The organism is Ruegeria sp. HKCCD7628, assembly GCF_057221005.1.
Genome location: NZ_JBWVBA010000004.1, coordinates 76,799 through 95,975, shown reverse-complemented (window position 1 = coordinate 95,975; position 19,177 = coordinate 76,799). Strand labels below are relative to the sequence as shown.

18 protein-coding genes and 1 tRNA gene are annotated in these 19,177 nt (G+C 55.6%); 17 read left to right on the top strand and 2 right to left on the bottom strand.

The genetic code is table 11. From position 1 onward, the window contains the following. The first annotated feature begins 10 nt into the window (after positions 1-10). From AC2TAD_RS10945 to AC2TAD_RS10925, 5 genes are all read left to right on the top strand, one after another. Positions 11-1,060, top strand: a complete 1,050-nt coding sequence (locus AC2TAD_RS10945; protein WP_480867659.1) for a quaternary amine ABC transporter ATP-binding protein — start codon at positions 11-13, stop codon at positions 1,058-1,060. Continuing rightward, positions 1,057-3,117, top strand: coding sequence for an ABC transporter permease (locus tag AC2TAD_RS10940; protein WP_480867657.1), 2,061 nt, complete (start codon positions 1,057-1,059; stop codon positions 3,115-3,117). Before AC2TAD_RS10945 ends, AC2TAD_RS10940 begins: the two co-directional genes overlap by 4 nt. A 102-nt stretch (positions 3,118-3,219) precedes the next feature. Further along, the gene (locus AC2TAD_RS10935) at positions 3,220-3,885 is read left to right on the top strand and encodes an NnrU family protein (RefSeq protein WP_480867655.1); all 666 of its coding nucleotides are present in this window, start codon (positions 3,220-3,222) and stop codon (positions 3,883-3,885) included. Positions 3,886-3,956: 71 nt separating this feature from the next. Further along, a complete protein-coding gene (locus tag AC2TAD_RS10930; protein ID WP_480867654.1) occupies positions 3,957-4,478 on the top strand; it encodes a DUF2478 domain-containing protein in 522 nt (173 codons plus the stop codon). Positions 4,479-4,875: 397 nt separating this feature from the next. Next, complete coding sequence (locus AC2TAD_RS10925) at positions 4,876-6,915, top strand: AAA family ATPase (protein ID WP_170352516.1); 2,040 nt, start codon at positions 4,876-4,878, stop codon at positions 6,913-6,915. A 402-nt stretch (positions 6,916-7,317) separates the two neighbouring features. Here the strand turns inward: AC2TAD_RS10925 and AC2TAD_RS10920 are convergent, their stop codons facing one another. Further along, entirely contained in the window at positions 7,318-8,283 is a 966-nt protein-coding gene (locus AC2TAD_RS10920; RefSeq protein ID WP_170352517.1) for a GIY-YIG nuclease family protein, read from the bottom strand. 312 nt (positions 8,284-8,595) lie between these two features. Between AC2TAD_RS10920 and AC2TAD_RS10915 the strand changes: the two genes are divergently transcribed. The 8 genes from AC2TAD_RS10915 to AC2TAD_RS10880 all read left to right on the top strand — a co-directional run bounded on the left by AC2TAD_RS10915 (position 8,596) and on the right by AC2TAD_RS10880 (position 16,621). Further along, on the top strand, positions 8,596-10,758 hold the full coding sequence (locus AC2TAD_RS10915) for a type I restriction-modification system subunit M (protein WP_480867652.1): 2,163 nt from the start codon (positions 8,596-8,598) through the stop codon (positions 10,756-10,758). 115 nt (positions 10,759-10,873) lie between these two features. Then, entirely contained in the window at positions 10,874-11,830 is a 957-nt protein-coding gene (locus AC2TAD_RS10910; protein ID WP_170352519.1) for a helix-turn-helix domain-containing protein, read from the top strand. A gap of 169 nt (positions 11,831-11,999) precedes the next feature. Continuing rightward, positions 12,000-13,508 carry a DUF1254 domain-containing protein gene (locus AC2TAD_RS10905; RefSeq protein WP_170352520.1) on the top strand — a complete coding sequence of 503 codons (1,509 nt, stop codon included), beginning with the start codon at positions 12,000-12,002 and terminating at the stop codon, positions 13,506-13,508. Between the two features lie 196 nt (positions 13,509-13,704). Further along, a complete protein-coding gene (locus tag AC2TAD_RS10900) occupies positions 13,705-14,412 on the top strand; it encodes a hypothetical protein (protein WP_170352521.1) in 708 nt (235 codons plus the stop codon). A gap of 55 nt (positions 14,413-14,467) precedes the next feature. Continuing rightward, complete coding sequence (locus tag AC2TAD_RS10895) at positions 14,468-15,007, top strand: helix-turn-helix transcriptional regulator (protein WP_170352522.1); 540 nt, start codon at positions 14,468-14,470, stop codon at positions 15,005-15,007. A 2-nt stretch (positions 15,008-15,009) separates the two neighbouring features. Next, complete coding sequence (locus AC2TAD_RS10890) at positions 15,010-15,312, top strand: helix-turn-helix transcriptional regulator (RefSeq protein ID WP_414478913.1); 303 nt, start codon at positions 15,010-15,012, stop codon at positions 15,310-15,312. A gap of 4 nt (positions 15,313-15,316) precedes the next feature. Continuing rightward, positions 15,317-15,580, top strand: a complete 264-nt coding sequence (locus AC2TAD_RS10885; RefSeq protein WP_170352524.1) for a helix-turn-helix transcriptional regulator — start codon at positions 15,317-15,319, stop codon at positions 15,578-15,580. Positions 15,581-15,715: 135 nt separating this feature from the next. Continuing rightward, the gene (locus AC2TAD_RS10880; protein WP_170352525.1) at positions 15,716-16,621 is read left to right on the top strand and encodes a tyrosine-type recombinase/integrase; all 906 of its coding nucleotides are present in this window, start codon (positions 15,716-15,718) and stop codon (positions 16,619-16,621) included. 73 nt (positions 16,622-16,694) lie between these two features. Here the strand turns inward: AC2TAD_RS10880 and AC2TAD_RS10875 are convergent. After that, positions 16,695-16,778 (bottom strand) — tRNA-Tyr (locus AC2TAD_RS10875). 116 nt (positions 16,779-16,894) lie between these two features. Here AC2TAD_RS10875 and rlmB point away from each other — a divergent pair. The 4 genes from rlmB to AC2TAD_RS10855 all read left to right on the top strand — a co-directional run bounded on the left by rlmB (position 16,895) and on the right by AC2TAD_RS10855 (position 19,177). Continuing rightward, a complete protein-coding gene (gene rlmB, locus AC2TAD_RS10870; RefSeq protein ID WP_170753113.1) occupies positions 16,895-17,668 on the top strand; it encodes a 23S rRNA (guanosine(2251)-2'-O)-methyltransferase RlmB in 774 nt (257 codons plus the stop codon). Further along, positions 17,649-17,951, top strand: a complete 303-nt coding sequence (locus AC2TAD_RS10865; RefSeq protein WP_480496961.1) for a hypothetical protein — start codon at positions 17,649-17,651, stop codon at positions 17,949-17,951. The genes rlmB and AC2TAD_RS10865 overlap by 20 nt, the downstream gene beginning before the upstream one ends. A gap of 100 nt (positions 17,952-18,051) precedes the next feature. After that, positions 18,052-18,507 (top strand): YHS domain-containing (seleno)protein, encoded by a 456-nt coding sequence (locus tag AC2TAD_RS10860; RefSeq protein WP_234899415.1) that lies wholly within the window; start codon positions 18,052-18,054, stop codon positions 18,505-18,507. A gap of 199 nt (positions 18,508-18,706) precedes the next feature. Beyond that, entirely contained in the window at positions 18,707-19,177 is a 471-nt protein-coding gene (locus AC2TAD_RS10855; protein WP_480867651.1) for a CoA-binding protein, read from the top strand.

Sequence of the window (19,177 nt, the reverse complement as noted above, 5' to 3'; positions counted from 1 at the left end):
GTCTGCCTAAGTGACTGACGCACAAACACCAGCCATTGCCTGCCAGAATCTCTGGCAGGTCTTTGGCCCCGGTGCAGACAAGGCCCTGACCGACGCGCTGTCTCGGTCAGGGAGTGACTCCGACAAAGCCGCCTCCGATCTGCGCGAACGCGGGTTCATCCCTGCCGTGCAGGACGCCAATTTCGAGGTAAAAGAGGGCGAGCTTTTCGTTATCATGGGCCTGTCGGGCTCGGGCAAATCGACGCTGATCCGCTGCATCTCGCAACTGCTGCCCGGTACGGGCGGTGAAATCCGCGTGGATGGCGAGAACGTCATCGGAGCCTCCAAGAAGGTACTGACCGACCTGCGCCGTAAGAAGCTGGGCATGGTGTTCCAGCATTTCGGTCTTTTCCCCCATATGACCGTCGCCGAAAACGTGGCCTATCCGCTGCGTGTTCAAGGCGTTGGTAAAAAGGAACGTCTGGCCCGCGCGCAAGAGGTGATCTCATTGGTCGGCCTTGAGGGGCGCGAAGACAGCTTCCCACGGCAGCTATCGGGCGGTCAGAGGCAACGTGTGGGCATCGCCCGCAGTCTTGCCGTGAACCCCGACATTTGGTTTTTGGATGAGCCGTTCTCGGCCCTCGATCCCCTGATCCGTCGTCAGTTGCAGGACGAATTCCTGCGCATTCAGGCGACGTTGAAGAAATCCATCGTCTTTATCACTCACGATATCCAAGAGGCGCTGAAACTGGCCGACCGCATCGCGATCATGCGCGATGGCAAGATCGTGCAGATCGGCACGCCCACCGATATCGTGCTGCGCCCGGTCGATGACTATGTACGCGAATTCTCGAAAGACGTCGCCAAGGGCCAACACGCCAAGGTCGCCTCGGTCATGCGCGACGATTCCGAACGTGGCCCGGACGATCCCGGTCTGACAACCAGTATGACATTGGACGCCGCGCTGGCGCATTGCATGGAGCTGTACGAACCGGTGCCCGTGCGGGATGAGGCGGGCAAAATCGTCGGCACGGTTCACCCGTCCGATCTGGCTGCGGCGCTTCAGGTGGATGAGACATGACGGCGATCACGGACATCCCTGCACAGGCGCGCCTGACGATCGGAGCCAAGGCGGCACTGATTACTGTTGTCGTTGGCGCGCTGTGTCTGGCGCTTGAAGGTATTGCCCCGTGGTTGGTCAAATGGCCCGCCGCATGGGAGTTGCCTGCGACGCAATGGGTCGGAGCCTTCCTCGACTGGTTCCTGAACGGGATCAAACCCGCGATGCGGTTGTTTTCAGACCTGATGACCTATCCGATGGATGCGGCCAATTTCGTGCTTGCGAACACGCCATGGCCAATCCTGATTGGGCTTGTCACCGCGCTGGGCTGGTATCTGGGCGGGCTGCCAATGGCCGCTCTGGGATTCTTTGGCCTCAGCTTCGTGCTGGCCTCGGGTTATTGGGCTGAAAGCATGAATACGCTGGCGCTGGTGGCTGTCTCAGTCCCTGTGGCGCTGGTTGTGGGTGGAGGGATCGGCATTCTGGCCAATGAGATCCCCCGCGTGAAAAACTTTGTTCAAGCCGTGCTGGACGTCATGCAGACCGTGCCGACCTTCGCTTATCTGACGCCTTTGCTGCTGCTCTTTGGTTTTGGCCCGGTGGTGGGTCTTATCGCCTCGGCCATCTATGCTGCGCCGCCCATGGCGCGCAACGTGATGCTGGGGCTGGAACGGGTCGAACCCGAGATCAAAGAGGCCGCCATCATGTCCGGCGGTACCCGGTTTCAGCAACTGTTTCAGGTGGAAATTCCGGCAGCGGCAACGCAGATCATGGTCGGTGTGAACCAATGCCTGATGGCGGCCTTGTCGATGGTGATCATCGCGGCTGTGATCGGTGGCTTCAACGATATCGGATGGGAGGTTCTGCTGACCATGCGCAAGGCGCAGTTCGGCGAATCCCTGATGGCCGGTCTTGTGATCGTGGTGTTTGCCGTCGTCATCGACCGCATGAGCGGCACGCTCGCCACCGAACGCAAACGCTATGACCAGCGAGTCGTCTGGGCGGTTCTGGGCTTTACCGTTCTGTTCACTGCGGCCTTCTGGCTGTGGCTGCCGAACCCGTCCGAGCTGACTCTGCTGGACCCGGTGGCCGGGGCCATCGACAGCGGCCTGACCGCCTTTACGCAGGCTAACGGCCCGTGGCTGGATGCGCTCAAGAACAACTCGCTGTTCTACGTGCTGCTGCCACTGCGGATTGGTCTCGACCAAGCGGTGCTGCCCTTCACTTGGGGCTTTCAATGGACGTCCGGTATGAGCTTCGGTCTCTTTGCCGTGGCCGCTGTGATCGCTGCGCTGATGGCATGGCGCGGGCATCTGACCGGAGGGCTGGTTGTACTGATCCTGATCGGCATGTTGGAAACCGGCATTGCGAACCTGCCATGGCCCTTTGTCCTGACGGGGGCTGCTGCCCTCAGCTATGTGGCGGGCGGTTGGCGACTGGCGGCGCTGTCCGTGGGGCTGCTGTGCACCATCCTTGTCTCGGGCCTGTGGGAGCGCGCCTTGCTGTCGCTCTACCTTAGCGGTGCGGCGGTGTTTTCCTGTGCTGTGGTCGGCGGGCTGATCGGTCTGGCCAGCGCGGTTTGGACGCCCGTCTGGAAAATCGTCCGCCCGATCTGTGACATGCTGCAAACGATCCCTCTATTCGTGTTCCTGATCCCGGTGCTGATGGTGTTCCAGATTGGCGAGTTCTCGGCGTTTCTGGCGATCTGCGCCTATGCGATCGTGCCGATGATCCGGTACACCCGCCATGGTCTGGTAAACACACCCGAGGAAATGATGGAGGCTGCAATCTCCAGCGGCGCGACCGAGTGGCAGATCATGCGAGACGTGCGCGCGCCCTATGCCGCGCCGACCATCCTGCTGGGGCTGAACCAAACCATCCTCTATGCATTTGCGATGCTGGTGATCGCGGCACTGATCGGCACCACCGGTCTGGGCCAGTCGATCTATCTGGCGTTGGGGCAGGCGGATGTGGGGCTTGGCATCTCGGCCGGGGCGGCGATGGCCATTCTGGCGCTGATCGCCGACCGTATGGTGCAGGGCTTTGCCGAGGAACGCCGCAAGGCACTGGGCCTGTAACTCAGGGCAGGGGCGGCGCGACCGCCCCGCCTGGCTTGATTTCGAACAAAGACGGTCCCAACCTATAGGGCTAAACCGGGCGCAACACGTTCGGAGACTCTGATGACTGGTTGGGTCCTATTCCTTGCAGCGCTGATCACATTCATGCTGACGCACGCTATTCCGGCGCGTCCCGCCTTGCGTGGGCAGTTGATCACAGCGTTGGGGCGCAAGGGATATTTCGCCGCTTATTCGGCTTTGTCACTGCTGGTTCTGGGCTGGCTGATTGTCGCAGCCAGTCGTGCGCCCTATGTCGAGGTCATCCCACCTTGGCCTGTTTTCCGCTGGTTACCATTGTTGGTCATGCCCATCGCCTTGTGGCTGGCCGCCGCCGGTGTGGCGATACAGAATCCGTTCTCATTCGGCGGATTGGGTCGACGCCCGTTCGATCCGGAAAAGCCGGGCGTTCTGCGCGCCACTCGACATCCGGTGCTGGCGGCGCTGATGCTTTGGGCACTGGCGCATCTGCTGGCCAATGGCAGCCTTTCGCACGTGATCCTGTTTGGCCTGTTCGCGGGGTTCGCGGCGATGGGAATGGCCTTGATTGACCAGCGCAAATCCCGCGAGATGGGCATCGAATGGATGCGCCTGTCCCGTAACACCGCGCGCTTTTCCCTGCGCGCCCCGCATCCCTGGCCACCCCTTTGGGTCTGGCTGGTTTCACTTGCCGCATATGCGGTTCTGCTTCACCTGCACGCAGCTGTGATCGGACTTTCTCCTTTACCTTAGGGTAAAGGAGTGGCCGGAGTGTATCTTGCGTGCTATCTGGAATGTCACAGTTTTACGACGAGGGTCTCTGAATGTACCTGGGCTATGTAACCACCACCGACCGTGGCGCGACCGATCTTTTGCTGGCCGCAGCTGCTGAACAACTGTCGAAATCTGGCGCTCGGCTTGCAGGCGTTGTGCAAACCAACACTGAATGCGTCGACAGCACTAAATGCGATATGGACGTGCGCGTCCTACCCGAAGGTGACACCATCCGCATCTCGCAGTCACTGGGCACGCAATCTCGAGGATGCCGTTTGGACCCCGCCGCGCTGGAACAGGCTGTGGGGTATGTGACCGCGTCGCTTGCCGACAAGCCGCAATTGTTGATCGTCAATAAGTTCGGCAAACATGAGGCTGACGGGCGCGGGTTTCGTCCTTTGATTGCCGAGGCATTGGCGCAGGACATCCCTGTTTTGGTTGGCGTGAACGGTCTTAACATGGAAAAGTTCCAAGAGTTCACGGGCGGCGGAGCAGAAGAAATCACGCCGAAACGCGATGCCATTCTGGAATGGTTTGACCGTATCACAGCGCAACGAGCAGCCGCTGCTTAACGCGGGTTCTTTCATCGTACAAAAACAACGCCTTTGGTATGCCAAGGGCGTTTTTTTTGAAAACTCGCAACGTCACTCAGAGATTCAATTTCGCGAACGGAGATGATGCGCGCTGCACATTACGCAACCCGTTGCGCTTTTTTACCATCTGAGGAAGATGGTGGGCGACCCTGAACTGGTAGTTTCAAGCTAAATCAATGGCTTGAAGTGTAAACCCCGGCGAAAGCGTCTTATTGTTTTTCAAGGACTTTCACGTGAACTGTCAAACTTTACAGGGCCTCAAGAGAGGAACTGAAGCATGAATCACGCTTGACGATTACAAAAAACCCCCGCCGAGAAAAACGGCGGAGGCATCCAAAAAAAACGATCCCGCAATCCTCTGCCAAAAGGAAGCAAGATGCTGAATAAAAATAGCAAAACCACCACCAAAGCACAAGCGCAACAAGTTTATGACCAGAACAGACAAGCGGCCCTAGATGCTGCAGCTCATGACCTGCGGGTATTCCCCGTTCACGTGACCCACGACCCGAAAAAGCCCGGCAAGAAGAAAGCCAAGGTTCTTGTCAAATCTTGGGTGAAAGACGCCTCGACTGATCCCGTCCAGATTAACAGTTGGTGGGATGAAAACCCTAGTGCGGTTCCGGGGATGCCAACTGGCGATTTTCTTGTGATTGATTTGGATGATCGCGACGGGAAGGACGGTTCCGCTGCATACAAGGCTATGGGTCTCGACCCGGAAGATGCGCTTTTCACTGTAGAAACACCGTCTGGGGGCGAGCACCTTTATTTTGAGAACTCGATTGGTCTCAGCATTTCACAAGACAATATCGCCCCGGGCATCGACACACGCGGAAAAGGCGGCTTCGTGTTTGCCCCCGGTGCCCGGACGGTCTTCGGGGAATACCGAATAAAACGGGGTGATTTGAACTATCTTCAACTTGGTTGTTTGACCGCTGTCCCTCAGCTAATTTTTCATGCACTCACGAAACAGAAATGCGAGAAGGAACAATCTGCACTCGGCGAGTGCGATCTAGACACGATCCGTGATGCACTGAATGTCGTGCCCAATGACCTCTACTATGGCGACTGGATTGAAACCCTAATGGCCGTTCATCACGCAACCGGCGGCGCGGAAGAGGGGCTTGCTCTCGCTCTGGCATGGTCTGCGGGCTACGATGGTTTTTCCATCAAAGAAGTCCAGAGTAAGTGGCGGTCATTCGGCAAATTCGAAGGTAATTCTATCACAAAAAAAACACTTTTCATGAAAGCGCGTGAGCATGGTTGGGACGACCCGCTTGCGCTCTTGACTGACGCGGATGTTGAGATTGGCGAGACGACTGATTTGCGGTCCGCTGGGCACGGGTCGCTGGATGCAGAAGCCCGCGAACTATTGGGGCTTCCGCCCTCGCGATTGAAATTTCTGAGCCCGACTGATTGCGAAACCCTGCCTACCCGGAACTATCTTATCAAGGGTCTGCTGGGCGAGGGCGACGTTGCCGCTGTCATTGGCGCACCGGGTGCGGGTAAATCTCTTCTGGCCCCTTATCTGGGCTATGCAATAGCGCAAGGCGCGGAAGTCTTCGGCTGCCGGAACCGACAGGGCGGCGTCTTCTACGTTGCCGCAGAGGATAGCCATGGCATGCGCGCGCGAGTTCAGGCACTCCGAGGTCAATACGGTGATGCCGATGCCTTCAGGTTGGTGGAAGGCGTCTCCGATCTATTGAGCGAAAACAGCGAAGACCTGAAGGCATTGCTGATCGCTGTTGAGGACCGGCGCCCGGTGCTAATTGTGATCGACACGCTCGCTATTGCCTTCCCAGGCTTAGAAGAGAACGAGGCGAAGGCGATGGGCCGAGTCGTTGCTGTAGCCCGTAGCTTGACCCGATGGGGTGCCGCCGTCGTGCTTGTCCACCACGACACCAAGGCCGGCGACGGGCTGCCGCGAGGTCACTCCATCCTGAACGGCGCGTTGGACCTGTCACTGCACCTGAAGCGCAACGGCAAGGTGGTCTGCGTCCGACCGACCAAGAACCGGAACGGCAGCACTGATCAGCAACTGGCCTTTCGCGTTGACACGGTCCAGATGGGAAATGACGATGACGGCGAGCCGGTCTTGACCGCGATCTGCGTGGAGGAGCACGCCACCGAACTGCAAAAGACAGGCAAGCCATTGGCCCGAAGTAAACGTGTCGCACTCGAAATCCTGACAGACTTGCTCCGGTGGCAGAGTAGTGTTTCTGAAGATGAGTGGCGGGCGGCGTGTATCGCCGATCCGAAGTTCTCTGCGGCGGAAACTGATAACGGAAAACGCAAGACATTCCGCGAGGCCCGCGTGGACCTTGCAGACCGAGAATTGATCGCACTTCGCGATCGGGGTTTTGTTCTGACGGAAAATGACCACGGGGCGCAGCCGGAGGACGACCATGAGATCCTGTGAGAGACGGGACTTTCAGGAAACACTTCCCCTCACGTCCCCGGCAAACCGGGAGATGGGCAGGGGACGGGACAGGACACACCCCTTAGAGGGGGTGTCCCAAGTCACCGCCCCTCAAATGCCATTTTGACAGTGTTGAGAAATTCATAAGGAGAGCCACGGCGGGGAAGCTGTTCGCTCGGGTCCTTCCCGAGGGAGGCTTGCTCCGGGGGGTGCGCCGAGCCCCAGTTTTCCATAGCTTTTGGGGCCTCTAACGATAACAGACCTATTTCGCCCGCCATGTATGGTTTCAGCATCTCGTGCCAGCTTGCAATCAAGGCTTTAACCATAGGATTGCTTCCTAGGTTTTTGGACCCTGCGCCATAACAGATCCAGTGGCTTCCTCGACGAGGTCGCTGGAGAAATTCATCCATCGGACTCGATGTCGTCGTTCTCACCCGCCGCTTCAACAGCAGTCTTCGCCACTTGTTCTGATTGCCAGTCCCCATAGGAAACGTTGGAGCCGCTGACCTTCCAAGACGAGCGACCGTTGTCGGGGCGCCCGTAAACCACCGCAGATGCCGCGCTTGGGCTATTGAACGCGACATCTTGCGCAAAGCTAAGAAGGCCCTTTTGCCCCGGGACCAGCTTGCCCGTCTTGATTAGCTGCGCGTGCCGTTTTGAATAGCTGTGGTCCGAAGTGCTCGACCAGGCACTCACTGCGTCCGATCCCTCCAGAACAATAAATTCCCCTTCGACCTCGCGGGCGCGCGCTTCCAACCCAAGCTTACTGTGGACAAACTTGAACAGTGGTGCGACTTCGATTTCTGAGGTGATTTCGTCCCCGGCGGAAACTACCTTGGTCATGGCTCTGTGCTGGCGAAGGAAATCAAACCCAAGGACCGGCAGGATGAGGCGAAGCTGGTCTATGAAGTACTCCATGTCGGACGCGTCGGCCTCCGGCAGGGCGACCGGCGGGGGTGCCGTGCTATTCTGAACACTGGAGTTGCCCACAGCGTTTGCGATAGCAATCAACCGCGCCTCTAGATAACGCGCATGCGCCTTAGTGATGTTCTGGTCTTTGCTGGTTACAACGCAAGTGCTCTCCCAGAAATCCTTGCCGGAGTCTCTGTTGTGCTGAACGAGACGCTTTCGGACATTGTCGCTTTCACCGATGTAGAGTTGAAGGGTATCCGGGTCCTTAGGATCGCGACCAGTCAGGAAATAGATTCCGGTACGGTCAAGTTCCGAGCGTTTGAGGAAAGCAGGCAATCCATTCCGTGACCCGGATAGGACATGACCAGTCCAGTTCATTATCTCGGCCGTTGTCAGGCCGGACGCCGTGCCTTCGGCAAGAAACAATTTTACCGATCTCCCTAGTCGGGAACTCATGCTACAACCTCCATCGCCTTCTCACTCCCCCACGATACAAATTTCGCCCGACATCAGCATGAGTATTAGGAGGCTGTGGGTCGCCTCGAAACCGAGGTTCGGGCCGGATATGTACTGATTGTTCAACGAAGTTTATGCCATCTCATTTCTGACTTCCAATCATCTGCGAATTTGCGGGGGCGCAAGACGAAACCTGCAACCCGGCCTTTCTATCAACTATTTGCCAAAGTAAAGATAAGCGGTTTCGAAACAACCCGTAGGAAAGCAGTAACAGCCTTGGGCAGACGCAATGAGGATTCAGCGTTACCTAACTTGACAGACGCATTTTGCGCCATACTGGCAAACCATTATCCGAGCCGCCTTGGATATGCCCAAATTCTCATGTTAGCGTGCCGCCAAAGATACAGTGGGAGGATTCCCGCTCAAGAAAACAAAGATAAGAGCAGGCTGTATACTATGAGCGCAGATATTAAATCACTTAGTTCTTTCGTCTGGTCTATAGCTGAGCTGCTTCGTGGGGATTTTAAGCAATCTGAGTATGGCAAAGTAATATTGCCCTTTGTCGTGCTGCGACGCCTAGACTGCATTCTTGAAGAGAGCAAGCAGAGCGTCCTCGACATGGCCGCATCGCTGCCAGATGATATGGACGACGAGGCACGCGACACGCTGCTTTTTGGCTCTGTTGGTCAAAACATCCGCATTTACAACTTGTCCCACTTCACCTTTGCTTCGCTCAAGGGGCAGGATGCCAAAGACATCCATATGAACCTGCTCGACTACATCACCAAGTTCTCAGGCAACGTCCGCGACATCTTCCTCGACAAGTTCCTGTTCACTGATCAGCTAAAACGGCTGAACGATGCCGGGCTGCTCTATCAGGTGTTCGACCGCTTCACCCAGATTGACCTGCACCCCGACGCGATCTCTAACCTTGAAATGGGGTATCTGTTCGAAGACCTCATCCGCCGCTTCTCGGAGATTTCAAACGAGACAGCAGGGGAACACTATACCCCGCGCGAGGTCATCCGTCTCATCGTCTCGTTATTGCTCATCAACGACAAGGACGCGCTGACCGGCTCTGGCGTCATCCGGCAGGTCTATGACCCGGCAGCGGGCACAGGCGGGATGCTGTCAATTGCTGAGATGGAGATGAAGGCGCTCAACGACCGCATCCGCGTCGAACTCTTCGGGCAGGAACTGAACCCCGAGTCCTTCGCGATCTGCAAATCCGACATGCTGGTGACCGGGCACAACCCCGAGAACATCGCCTTCGGCAACACGCTGACCCAAGACGCCCACGCTAACAAACGCTTCCATTACATGTTATCAAATCCGCCCTATGGCGTGGACTGGAAGAAATACGCTGACCCCATCAAGGACGAGGCTGCAGAACTAGGCATGGGCGGGCGCTTTGGTGCAGGCCTGCCGCGGATCTCGGACGGACAGCTGCTCTTCCTACAGCACATGATCTCGAAGATGCGGAACGATGAGCAAGGCTCGCGTGTTGGTATTGTCATGAATGGCTCACCGCTTTTCACGGGCGGGGCCGGATCCGGCGAGAGTGAGATACGTCGCTGGATGCTTGAAAACGACTGGGTGGAGGCTATCATCGCGCTGCCCACCGACCTATTCTACAACACCGGCATCCAGACATATGTTTGGCTGCTCACGAACCGCAAGGACACAGCCCGGCGCGGCAAGGTGCAGCTGATTGACGCCAGTGGTGAGCGTTTCTGGAAGTCCATGCGCAAGTCCCTCGGGTCCAAGCGTCGCGAAATTCCGATTGAAGCCTGCGATGAGATCGCCCGCATCTACGCTGAGATGTTGAACGGCGACGGTGACTGGGGCGAAGTTTCAAAAATCTTTAAGACGACCGACTTTGGCTATCGTGAAATTCGGGTGGATCGACCGTTGAAACTCGCCTTTGCGGTGACCCCCGAGGGACTTGAGACGGTGCGCGAGGCCAAGCCATTTCAAAAACTTGAAGAAAGTGAGCAGAGCCGCGTTCTGGCGGCGTTGGAGGCCCTTCCTACCGATGAACGTTGGATCAACCGCGACGACTTCGACAAGGCACTCACAGCGGCGTTTAAAGAGTCTGGCCTCAAGGTTGGAGCGCCGGTTAGAAAGGCGATCCTTTCGGCCTTGTCGGAGCGTGATGAAGACGCCGAGGCTTGCGCTGACAGCAAGGGCAACACTGAACCGGACACCAATCTGCGCGATCACGAATTGGTGCCGCTGAATGAGGACTGGCGCGATTATGTGAGACGTGAGGTCCTGCCCTTTGTCCCGGATGCCTGGGTGGATGAAACTCACACCGATGGGCAGGACGGCCACGTTGGGCGTGTCGGGTATGAGATCAACTTCAATCGCTATTTCTACAAATACGTTCCACCCCGTCCGCTCGACGAGATCGATGCCGAGTTAAAGGAGCTGGAGGCAGAGATTGCAGATCTGCTTCGGGAGGTGGTTGAGTGAGTTTCGCGGTTCATGAAGACTGGAAAATGGCGTTCGGAGAATTTTCTAGTTGGTATCGCGTTCGTGATCATTTTGACCTGATAAACGGCTAGGTATCGTTGTTGGGATTCGATGGATGCAAAGCCACGATGATATAGTTGAGTCGTTCAGCCTTAAAACGCAAAGCTTTGAAGAGCTAAGCGACGCAGTCGTCAACTGGGATCAGGAGTATGACCAGTTGTCGGGCGGTCAATTCGAGGGTGGCCTCAAGCTGGCGCAGGTTAATGAGTCCCAGATCCTCAGAATTCGATGGGGACAAAAAATTCGCTACCGTGGAACAGCCCCAGCTGGGGCTTTTGCCTTTGCTTTGCCGTTCGATCAGCAAGGAGATGCAAACTGGATCGGCCAGAAAGCGGGCGTGGACACAGTTCTCATGCAAGCACCAAACAAGGCCGGCGATCTGATTTCCTCCAATTTCTACGACGCGCTGGTGCTCGGAGTTCCTGAAAACGACGTGTTCCGGATTTCATCGGCGCTATCTGGGAAAGGCGAAATCAGTGGCAACTTGCATGGGGCCTCAACCCTTTCGACGGCAGGTGCAGCTTCTTTACGCCATCAGGGACAATCGCTCATTGACCGGGCTATCTCAGATTTTTCCGACGACAGAGCCGCTCTTAAGCGTCTCTCCGATCAGTTTATCAAGTTGTTCCTTTGGGAGCTGGTGAAGTCAAATGGCGGCGGCCTAAAGGAACACCGGGTTTCCAGACCGGCCAGACTGGTGGGGGACGCAACAGATCTGGTTCTATCCGACGTGACCGGAAACATAGGATTGACCACTCTTTGCGCTCATTATGGTGTCAGCCTTAGGACACTTCACTATGCATTCAAAGATGTCACGGGCCTTTCAGCTGCGACCTGGCTGCGACGCATGAGGCTCAATAGAGTGCATCGCGAACTGCAAGGCGCGATCTCGAATGGGGCTACAATAGGCAGCGTGGCCGCGACTTACGGCTTTCACCATCAAGGGCATTTCACGAACCAATACAAGCGGCTGTTCGGCTGCCTGCCATCGGAAACACTGCATCGCAATTAGACGGAAGTTTAGTCTCAAAAACCCAGTCTCAAGAGATGTTTGCAGATTTTGGATAAGAATGATGCGTGATTTTGACAGCCAAAGAGGCCACCATTGTCGAGTAGTCTGATGGTTGCGCAGCGGCGCCTTCAGCCACAAGAATTCCGATCAAATTTTTTAGGAGAGATACATGAAACTTCTTACCAATCATTTATCGGCGGCAATTGCCCTCAGCCTCATTGCGGCGGGCGCCAGCGCCTCCAAGGCCCATGCAAATGAGGACACTGTCTCAACGGAGCTTCCGCCATTGATGCAGCAAATCAACAATGGCAACTGGCTTGAGGAGTCTGAGGCGCAGAAATTGGTAGACGAACTCTACTATCATAGAGCGATTCAGGCCTACTACGACATGTTACCGGCAATGAACACCATTGGCCTGCGCGATGGGTCTGAGGCAGTGTTTGGAGCGGGCTACAACGTCATTCCGATCTGGAAAGAAAGAATGGACTCCCGCGCCTGGGTTCCGACACCTAACGCTGACGTTATTTATTCAATGGGTTACGCAGATCTCAAAGAAACCGGCCCATTGGTTGTTGCGGCTCCACCCAATACAGTGAGCATGCTCACAGATTTCTTCCAAGTAACGTTGACGGACGTAGGCGCCGCTGGTCCAGATGGCGGAAAAGGCGGACTGTATCTCCTTCTTCCACCCAACTACGATGGCCCGGTTCCGAATGGCGGGTATTACACGTTCGAGTCTCCGACATACAACGTGTTTATCTTCTTTCGCACAATCATGAAGCAGGGTGATGGTGGTCCAGATCCCTCCGAGGCGGTCGCGACGGCGGAACAAATTCGTATTTACCCACTTTGGGAAGTGGAGAAGGATATTCCGGCAATGGAGTTCCCGAACGCCTCGGGCAAGCGCCTCAACATGATGTATGAAACCGATTTCGACTTTTGGACGAAAATGAAAGAGTTCGTGGACCATGAGCCTTACTCGGCCATTCCGCCGGCTACTCGCGGTGTTTTGGCTTCCCTCGGCATCAAGAAGGGTGAGCCATTTAATCCAACTGCCAAGCAAATGGAATCCTTGAACAAGGCGATGGAAGTTGCACCAAAGATGATCTTTGCCTCCAGGCAGGTCGGTCGACCGGATGGCCGTAACTTCTATTACTATGACAGACAGTATGAACGCGTTTGGTCTGGAGCTACCGCCGAGTTTATGCAGGACGGCTACCTCGACATCGACCAAAGGGCTGCCTTTATGCAATTTGCATACAGCACGTCACCAGCAATGGTTAAACGCGTTATCAATGGTGGTGCAAAATATCCGGTTACTGCCAGAGACGCGGACGGCGAATTCTTGAATGGTAGCCACCACTACAAGCTACATCTGCCGGCGGGTATTCCGGCGAAGCTGTTCTGGGCAGTAACGCTCTACAACGTAACCGATGGGACGATGCCGGAAACTGACCAGTTCATGCCGTCTATCAATCAATTCAACGATTACGAGAAGAATGATGATGGTTCGGTTGATCTCTACTTCGGTCCGACGCTGCCAGACGGCGCTCCTGAGTCCAATTTCATCAAGACCGTTGAGGGAAGAAACTTCCTGACAGCTGTGCGACTGTTTGGAACGGGTATCGAGTTCTTCGACCAAACTTGGAAACCCGACGATGTTGCGAAAATTGACTAATTTTCAAATCGTTGGATAAAAAAGTTCTGAAAGCCCGCAGGGAACTGTGGGCTTCCTGGACAACTGTGATCGCAGCGCACCAAGGAATCTGACCTTTCACAATCGCGAAGTATCTATTGCTCTCGTGGCAACCGGCAGAAAAGCAATTCCTCGTCGAATCCACAACATTTTGTAGCTTTCTGAAGTTGACCACAAAATGACACCCCCAACGAGGCGTCGGGGGCACAACTTAAGTGAACGGCTGGCTGTCTACACCCGACGTAGGGGGCAGACTGCTCCAATAACGGGTGAAGAGTTTTCGCAACTTCTGAACTCTCGCGACGATAAGACCCGTAGCGAAATATTCTCATATCTCAGCCGGGGGCGCGACATTGGGTTCGATCAGGTGATTGTCGCGGATCCTAGGAGCGGCGCAGAAGATGATGGGCAAGAAATGACATTCTATCTGCCTGAGACTGCCGCAGCGGACATGAATGTTATCGACGAGGGAACGCTTGTTCAGGACGACGGCGCACCCGCGTACAAACTTGTGGGCAACGTCCAATTGGCTGCGCCCGCCGACAATGACCCCCGCAACCCAATGCGAACCAAAGACGCCGTCGACGTGATGCGTCCAACCATCGTAGGGGTGTTCGGCGATCAGTTCCCTTGGTCATACGCGCATCTGCGAAAAGCAGCAGAACACCTTGGGTTCTGGGACCAAGCGGTTGGCGACAAGACGAACACCGGAGTGGAGCCAATCACTGGAACGACGCTCTACTATGGAAGGGGGCGCGAGGCGGTGATGCAGTTCGCGAAACAGACCCCCGACGACTTTGTAGAAGTGGTTGGCTCGAAACAGACGCAAACAGTCTGGAAACAGCAGCACGATGTTGCGGCCTTAGAAGCCGAGCAAGAAGGTTGAAGCTGAACACACCATACGCCAACTTCAAAAGCTCTTTCCAACGGATAGTCCCGCAATGACCGAAGTACGAAAACGCAAGAAACGTGAGATTATGCCGCCGCAAAGGGAATGGCCGCCGATACCTTTAGAACCTACCGATACCGAAGACCAAGATAATACTATCGTTTCTCGTCTACCTGGCCGCAACGGGTTGGCAGGAGCCGACGATATTGTCCAATGGCTCGCGCAGTTAATGAACAAGAAAAGTGTTTCATACGATCAGCTTTCACACCTCTCAGGCGTTCCCTCCCGGACTATCAAGAAATGGTTCAGCAGCGACGAAAAATCTCGAACTATTCCCAAACTCAATACTATCCAAGCTTGCTTCGAAGCGTTGGGCCAATCGCTCATCGTCAGTCCGCCAAGTGTTCAGATTGGAAACGGCCAGAAGTTCTATCCAATTGACAACTTCCGTCGGCAACTCTTGGAAGATTGGCTAGACCAGTCGGCCAGATCGAGAGGTGTATCCGTTTCCGCCTTAATCGAAGACTTGGAAACCAATCATCGCAGGGCGATCGAGAACCAAACGAAGGGTTATCGGAGGCGAGAGTTGTAAAAGTGCCTTTTAGGGCACCAGAAAACACCGAAGAAATACTCCATGTTTTGCTCAGAACGCCCAAGAAGCTTTGTGAGGCCCGCATAGTGAGTAAGAAAACCCTGCCAAATACAGACATTCGCCCCCCTTATATCCGTGAGCGTCAGATCGTATCCCGCTTCGGAGTTTCACGAGGCACCCAGTATCGCTTGCGTCGGCGCGGCATCTTTCCGCGAGGGATACGGGTGAGTCCACGGACTGTAATATATTCTGAGCCGGAGATCATCGATGCGCTGGCCGCATTGGCTACGGATGCGAAGAGGTAAGTCAATGGCCACCGCCTCCCAAGTACGACACAGGGTCTTGCCGCCGCCTTGCGCAAGGCTGCTGTCACGTGGAGAGGCATCAGCATATGCCGGGGTTAGCCCGAATACTTTTGACCGCATGATGGGCGATGGCCTGATGCCCGGCCCCAAGCGTGTGTATAATCGCGTGCTTTGGGACGTGCGTGCGCTCGACAGTGCGATTGATGCCTTGCCGGGCGACCAAGACTCGTCAGATGCTGGCGGTTCCGACATCAATGAATGGGACTGACCAATGAAACAACTCCGAAGACCGCCCAAATACTGTCAGGGCTTTGAAGACAGACATGGCAAGATGCGCTGGTATTATCGCCGCACGGGCTATCCCCGTGCTGCATTGTCCGGTTTGCCATGGAGTCCCGAGTTCATGGCCGCTTATGAGCTGGCGGCCCAAGGCGAACGCATGGACGTGGGCAGGACCAAGAGCAAGCCGGGGACCATCACCGCACTGGTGGCTAGTTACTACCGCACGTCCGACTTCACCAACCTGTCCGATGTAACAAAACGCACGTATCGCAACATCTTAGAACGGTTTCGAAAGGAGCACGCAGACAAGAGGGTGGCCTTGCTTCAGCGCCGGCACATTCAAAGATTGGTGAACGAAAGGGCAGGAACACCATCCGCTGCGAACCGCCTCTTGCGAATGATCCGCATCCTTATGCGTCACGCAGTTGAAATGGGCTGGCGTCGCGATGATCCGACCATAGGCGTGCGCAAGCTGAAAGAAAATACAGGGGGCTTCACTACTTGGGAGGATGAACACATTGAACGTTTTTTGGCGCATCATAAGCCCGGGTCTCGGGCGCATTTGGCGTTGATGCTTTTGCTCTACACGGGGCAGCGCAGGGCCGATGTGGTGCGCATGGGGCGGCAACACGTCAGAAACAATGTGCTGACGATCACGCAGCAAAAGACGGGCCAGCAAGTTTCGATCCCGATACACTTTGAGCTGAAACGTACCCTCGATTCTTTGCCGAAAAACAATTTGACATTTTTGGTGTCCGACCGAGGCGGCCCGCTGAAGCCCGAGAGTTTCACCAATTGGTTCAAGCGCATGGTTCAAGACGCCGGACTTTCTGGCTTGTCAGCTCACGGTCTGCGCAAGGCAACTTGTCGAATGTTGGCAGAAGGCGGATGCACACCGCATCAAATCATGGCTATCAGCGGTCACAAAACCCTGTCCGAAGTCACCCGTTACACTGTGGCCGCAAGCCGCGCGCAACTGTCTGAGGACGCTATGGCATCAATGGGTAAGGTCAAAGAAAGAACGTAAACTGTCAAACCTCATACAAAAGTTTGACAATTCGCTCTGTAAGTATCTGACTATTTTAAGTGAAATTTGGAAATGGTGGGCGACCCTGGAATCGAACCAGGCGTGCGTCTCCGCGAGGGAGTTACAGTCCCCTGCCACACCTTGCGGCCTGTCGCCCACTGTCAGGCGTTGCACCTGACGTGGAGGCGTGATTACTAGCGCCTTAAACGAGCGTCAACAGGAAAATACTGCTTTGGCGCAGGAAACCGAATTCCCGGCCAGGAGGCCTAAGAAATGAAGAAACCCAAGTGGGTCGTTGAAAAGGAACAGGCGCGCAAGGCGGCCGCTTCTGAAACTGTATGGCTGTTCGGCTTGCACGCTGTGCGCGATGCCCTGATGAACCCCAAACGGCAGAAATTGCGCCTAATCGTGACCCGGAATGCCCGCGACAAGCTGAACGAAGCCATTGAATTTGCAGGGATCGAGGCTGAAATGGTTGATCCGCGCAAGTTTACTGCTCCGATTGACCCCGGCTCGGTGCATCAGGGGGCCGCGCTTGAGGTAAAGCCGTTGGATTGGGGCGGGCTGGCCGAAAACTGTATCGGGCGTGAACATCCGCGTGTCATTCTGCTGGACCGTGTGACCGACCCGCATAACGTCGGGGCGATTCTCCGCTCGGCCGAGGTTCTGGGGGCCAGTGCGGTTATCGGCACCCGTCACCACTCGGCGCCGGAAACCGGTGCCTTGGCCAAAACGGCCAGTGGAGCGCTAGAGCGGCAACCTTACCTGCGCATGCGCAACTTGGCCGATACAATCGTTGAGCTGCAGAATATGGGTTTTCTGGTCCTTGGTCTGGACGGTGAGGCCGAGCAGACGATTGAGGCGACGCTGGATAGTAAGTTCGACCAACCGGTCGCCTTGGTGCTTGGGGCCGAGGGGCCGGGGTTGAGGCAGAAAACCAAGGAAACCGTTGACCACTTGGTGAAAATTGACGCGGCAGGCGGCTTTGGATCGCTGAATGTCTCAAATGCGGCCGCAATTGCCCTATATGCTTCAAGGCATAGATAGACAGGAGAGCGCCATTTCCACCCCTTCGAAAATTGTCACCTGCTGCTATTGCGGCACCCGAGCTGCGCTGGTCCTGAAAGGTAAGCAACGCCACGAGCTAAGCTGTTCAAGCTGCGGCGCACCGTTGCACGACCTCAAAATGGTGCCGAAGCGCAAGCTGTCCGACATAAAGCCGGACCGCCGAATCGAAAAACAGCGAAAGACCAAAAAGAAGAAGAAAAAGAGCGTCTTTTCACGCGTGTTCGACGAAGCATGGGATGTGATCGAGGATATTTTCGACTAGGGCGTTTATTCACCCACGCGCGATCACATCCGCGTTAATTGGGGTTTCAGCGGCGTTAATCAATTGCATCTTGATACCCTGACTTCCTAATGAAGACCTTATGAAGATGTACCGACGTTTCCTATTGGGCGCGATAACCGCCTCTATGCTTGCTCCTGCTGCGTTCGCGCAGCATTTACCCGTGTTTTACAAGACGGATGGCGCAGCCATGGCTGGGTATGATGCGGTGTCGTATTTCAACGGCGATGCCCCTGTTCGCGGCCGCCCAGAGTATTCTGTGGTGTGGAAAGGGGCCGAGTGGCACTTTGCGACACCTGAAAACCGTGATGCGTTCGAAATGAACCCGCGTGCGTACGCGCCTCAGTTCGGAGGATACTGCGCTTATGCAATGGCTCAGGGGGAATTGGTCAGTACAGACCCGAACCTGTGGCAGGTGATCGATGGACGCCTTTACCTGACGCATTCGCCAGCGATCGAGCGTATGTGGGAACAGGATACAAGCGGATTTATTCGAATGGCCGAGGCAAACTGGCCTGTTATCCTCTACGAGAACTAGGCGAATTTCCGCTTTTCGTGATCTGTCATCACAAAAATGCGCTCCCCCTCTTTTTTTTAGCCAGGACATGCTTAAATGTCACAGTGACCGCGGAACGGAACTGCCGCGGGTCATTTCACTGTCCCTCGTTCCAACACCTTGCGCCCGGGTTATTACCTGGGCGCTTTTTTCTTTGATGGACTGCGCATAGGGTGGCGGCATGACTAAATACACAGACGCATTTCTGTCGAACATACTTAAGCGCACGAAAACTGTGGCCGTGCTTGGTGTTTCGATGAACCCGGTCCGGCCCAGCTATTATGTTGCTCGCTACTTATCGCTCAAGGGGTACACGGTTATCCCGGTCAATCCTGGGCATGCGGGAAAAGAGCTGTTTGGCACCAAGGTTCGGGCGTCTTTGTCAGATGTTCGGGAATCGGTCGATATGGTTGATATTTTTCGACGGTCCGAGGCTGTCCCTCCGATCGTTGATCAAGCACTGGATGCGTTTCCGGAATTGGGAACCATTTGGATGCAGATCGGTGTAGAACATGCCGACGCTGCAGCAAAGGCGCAGACGCGCGGTGTTGATGTGGTGATGAATCGCTGTCCCAAGATCGAATATCAGCGCCTTTTCGGCGAGCTGCGGATGGGTGGGTTCGCGACCGGGGTGATCTCGTCCAAGCTATAA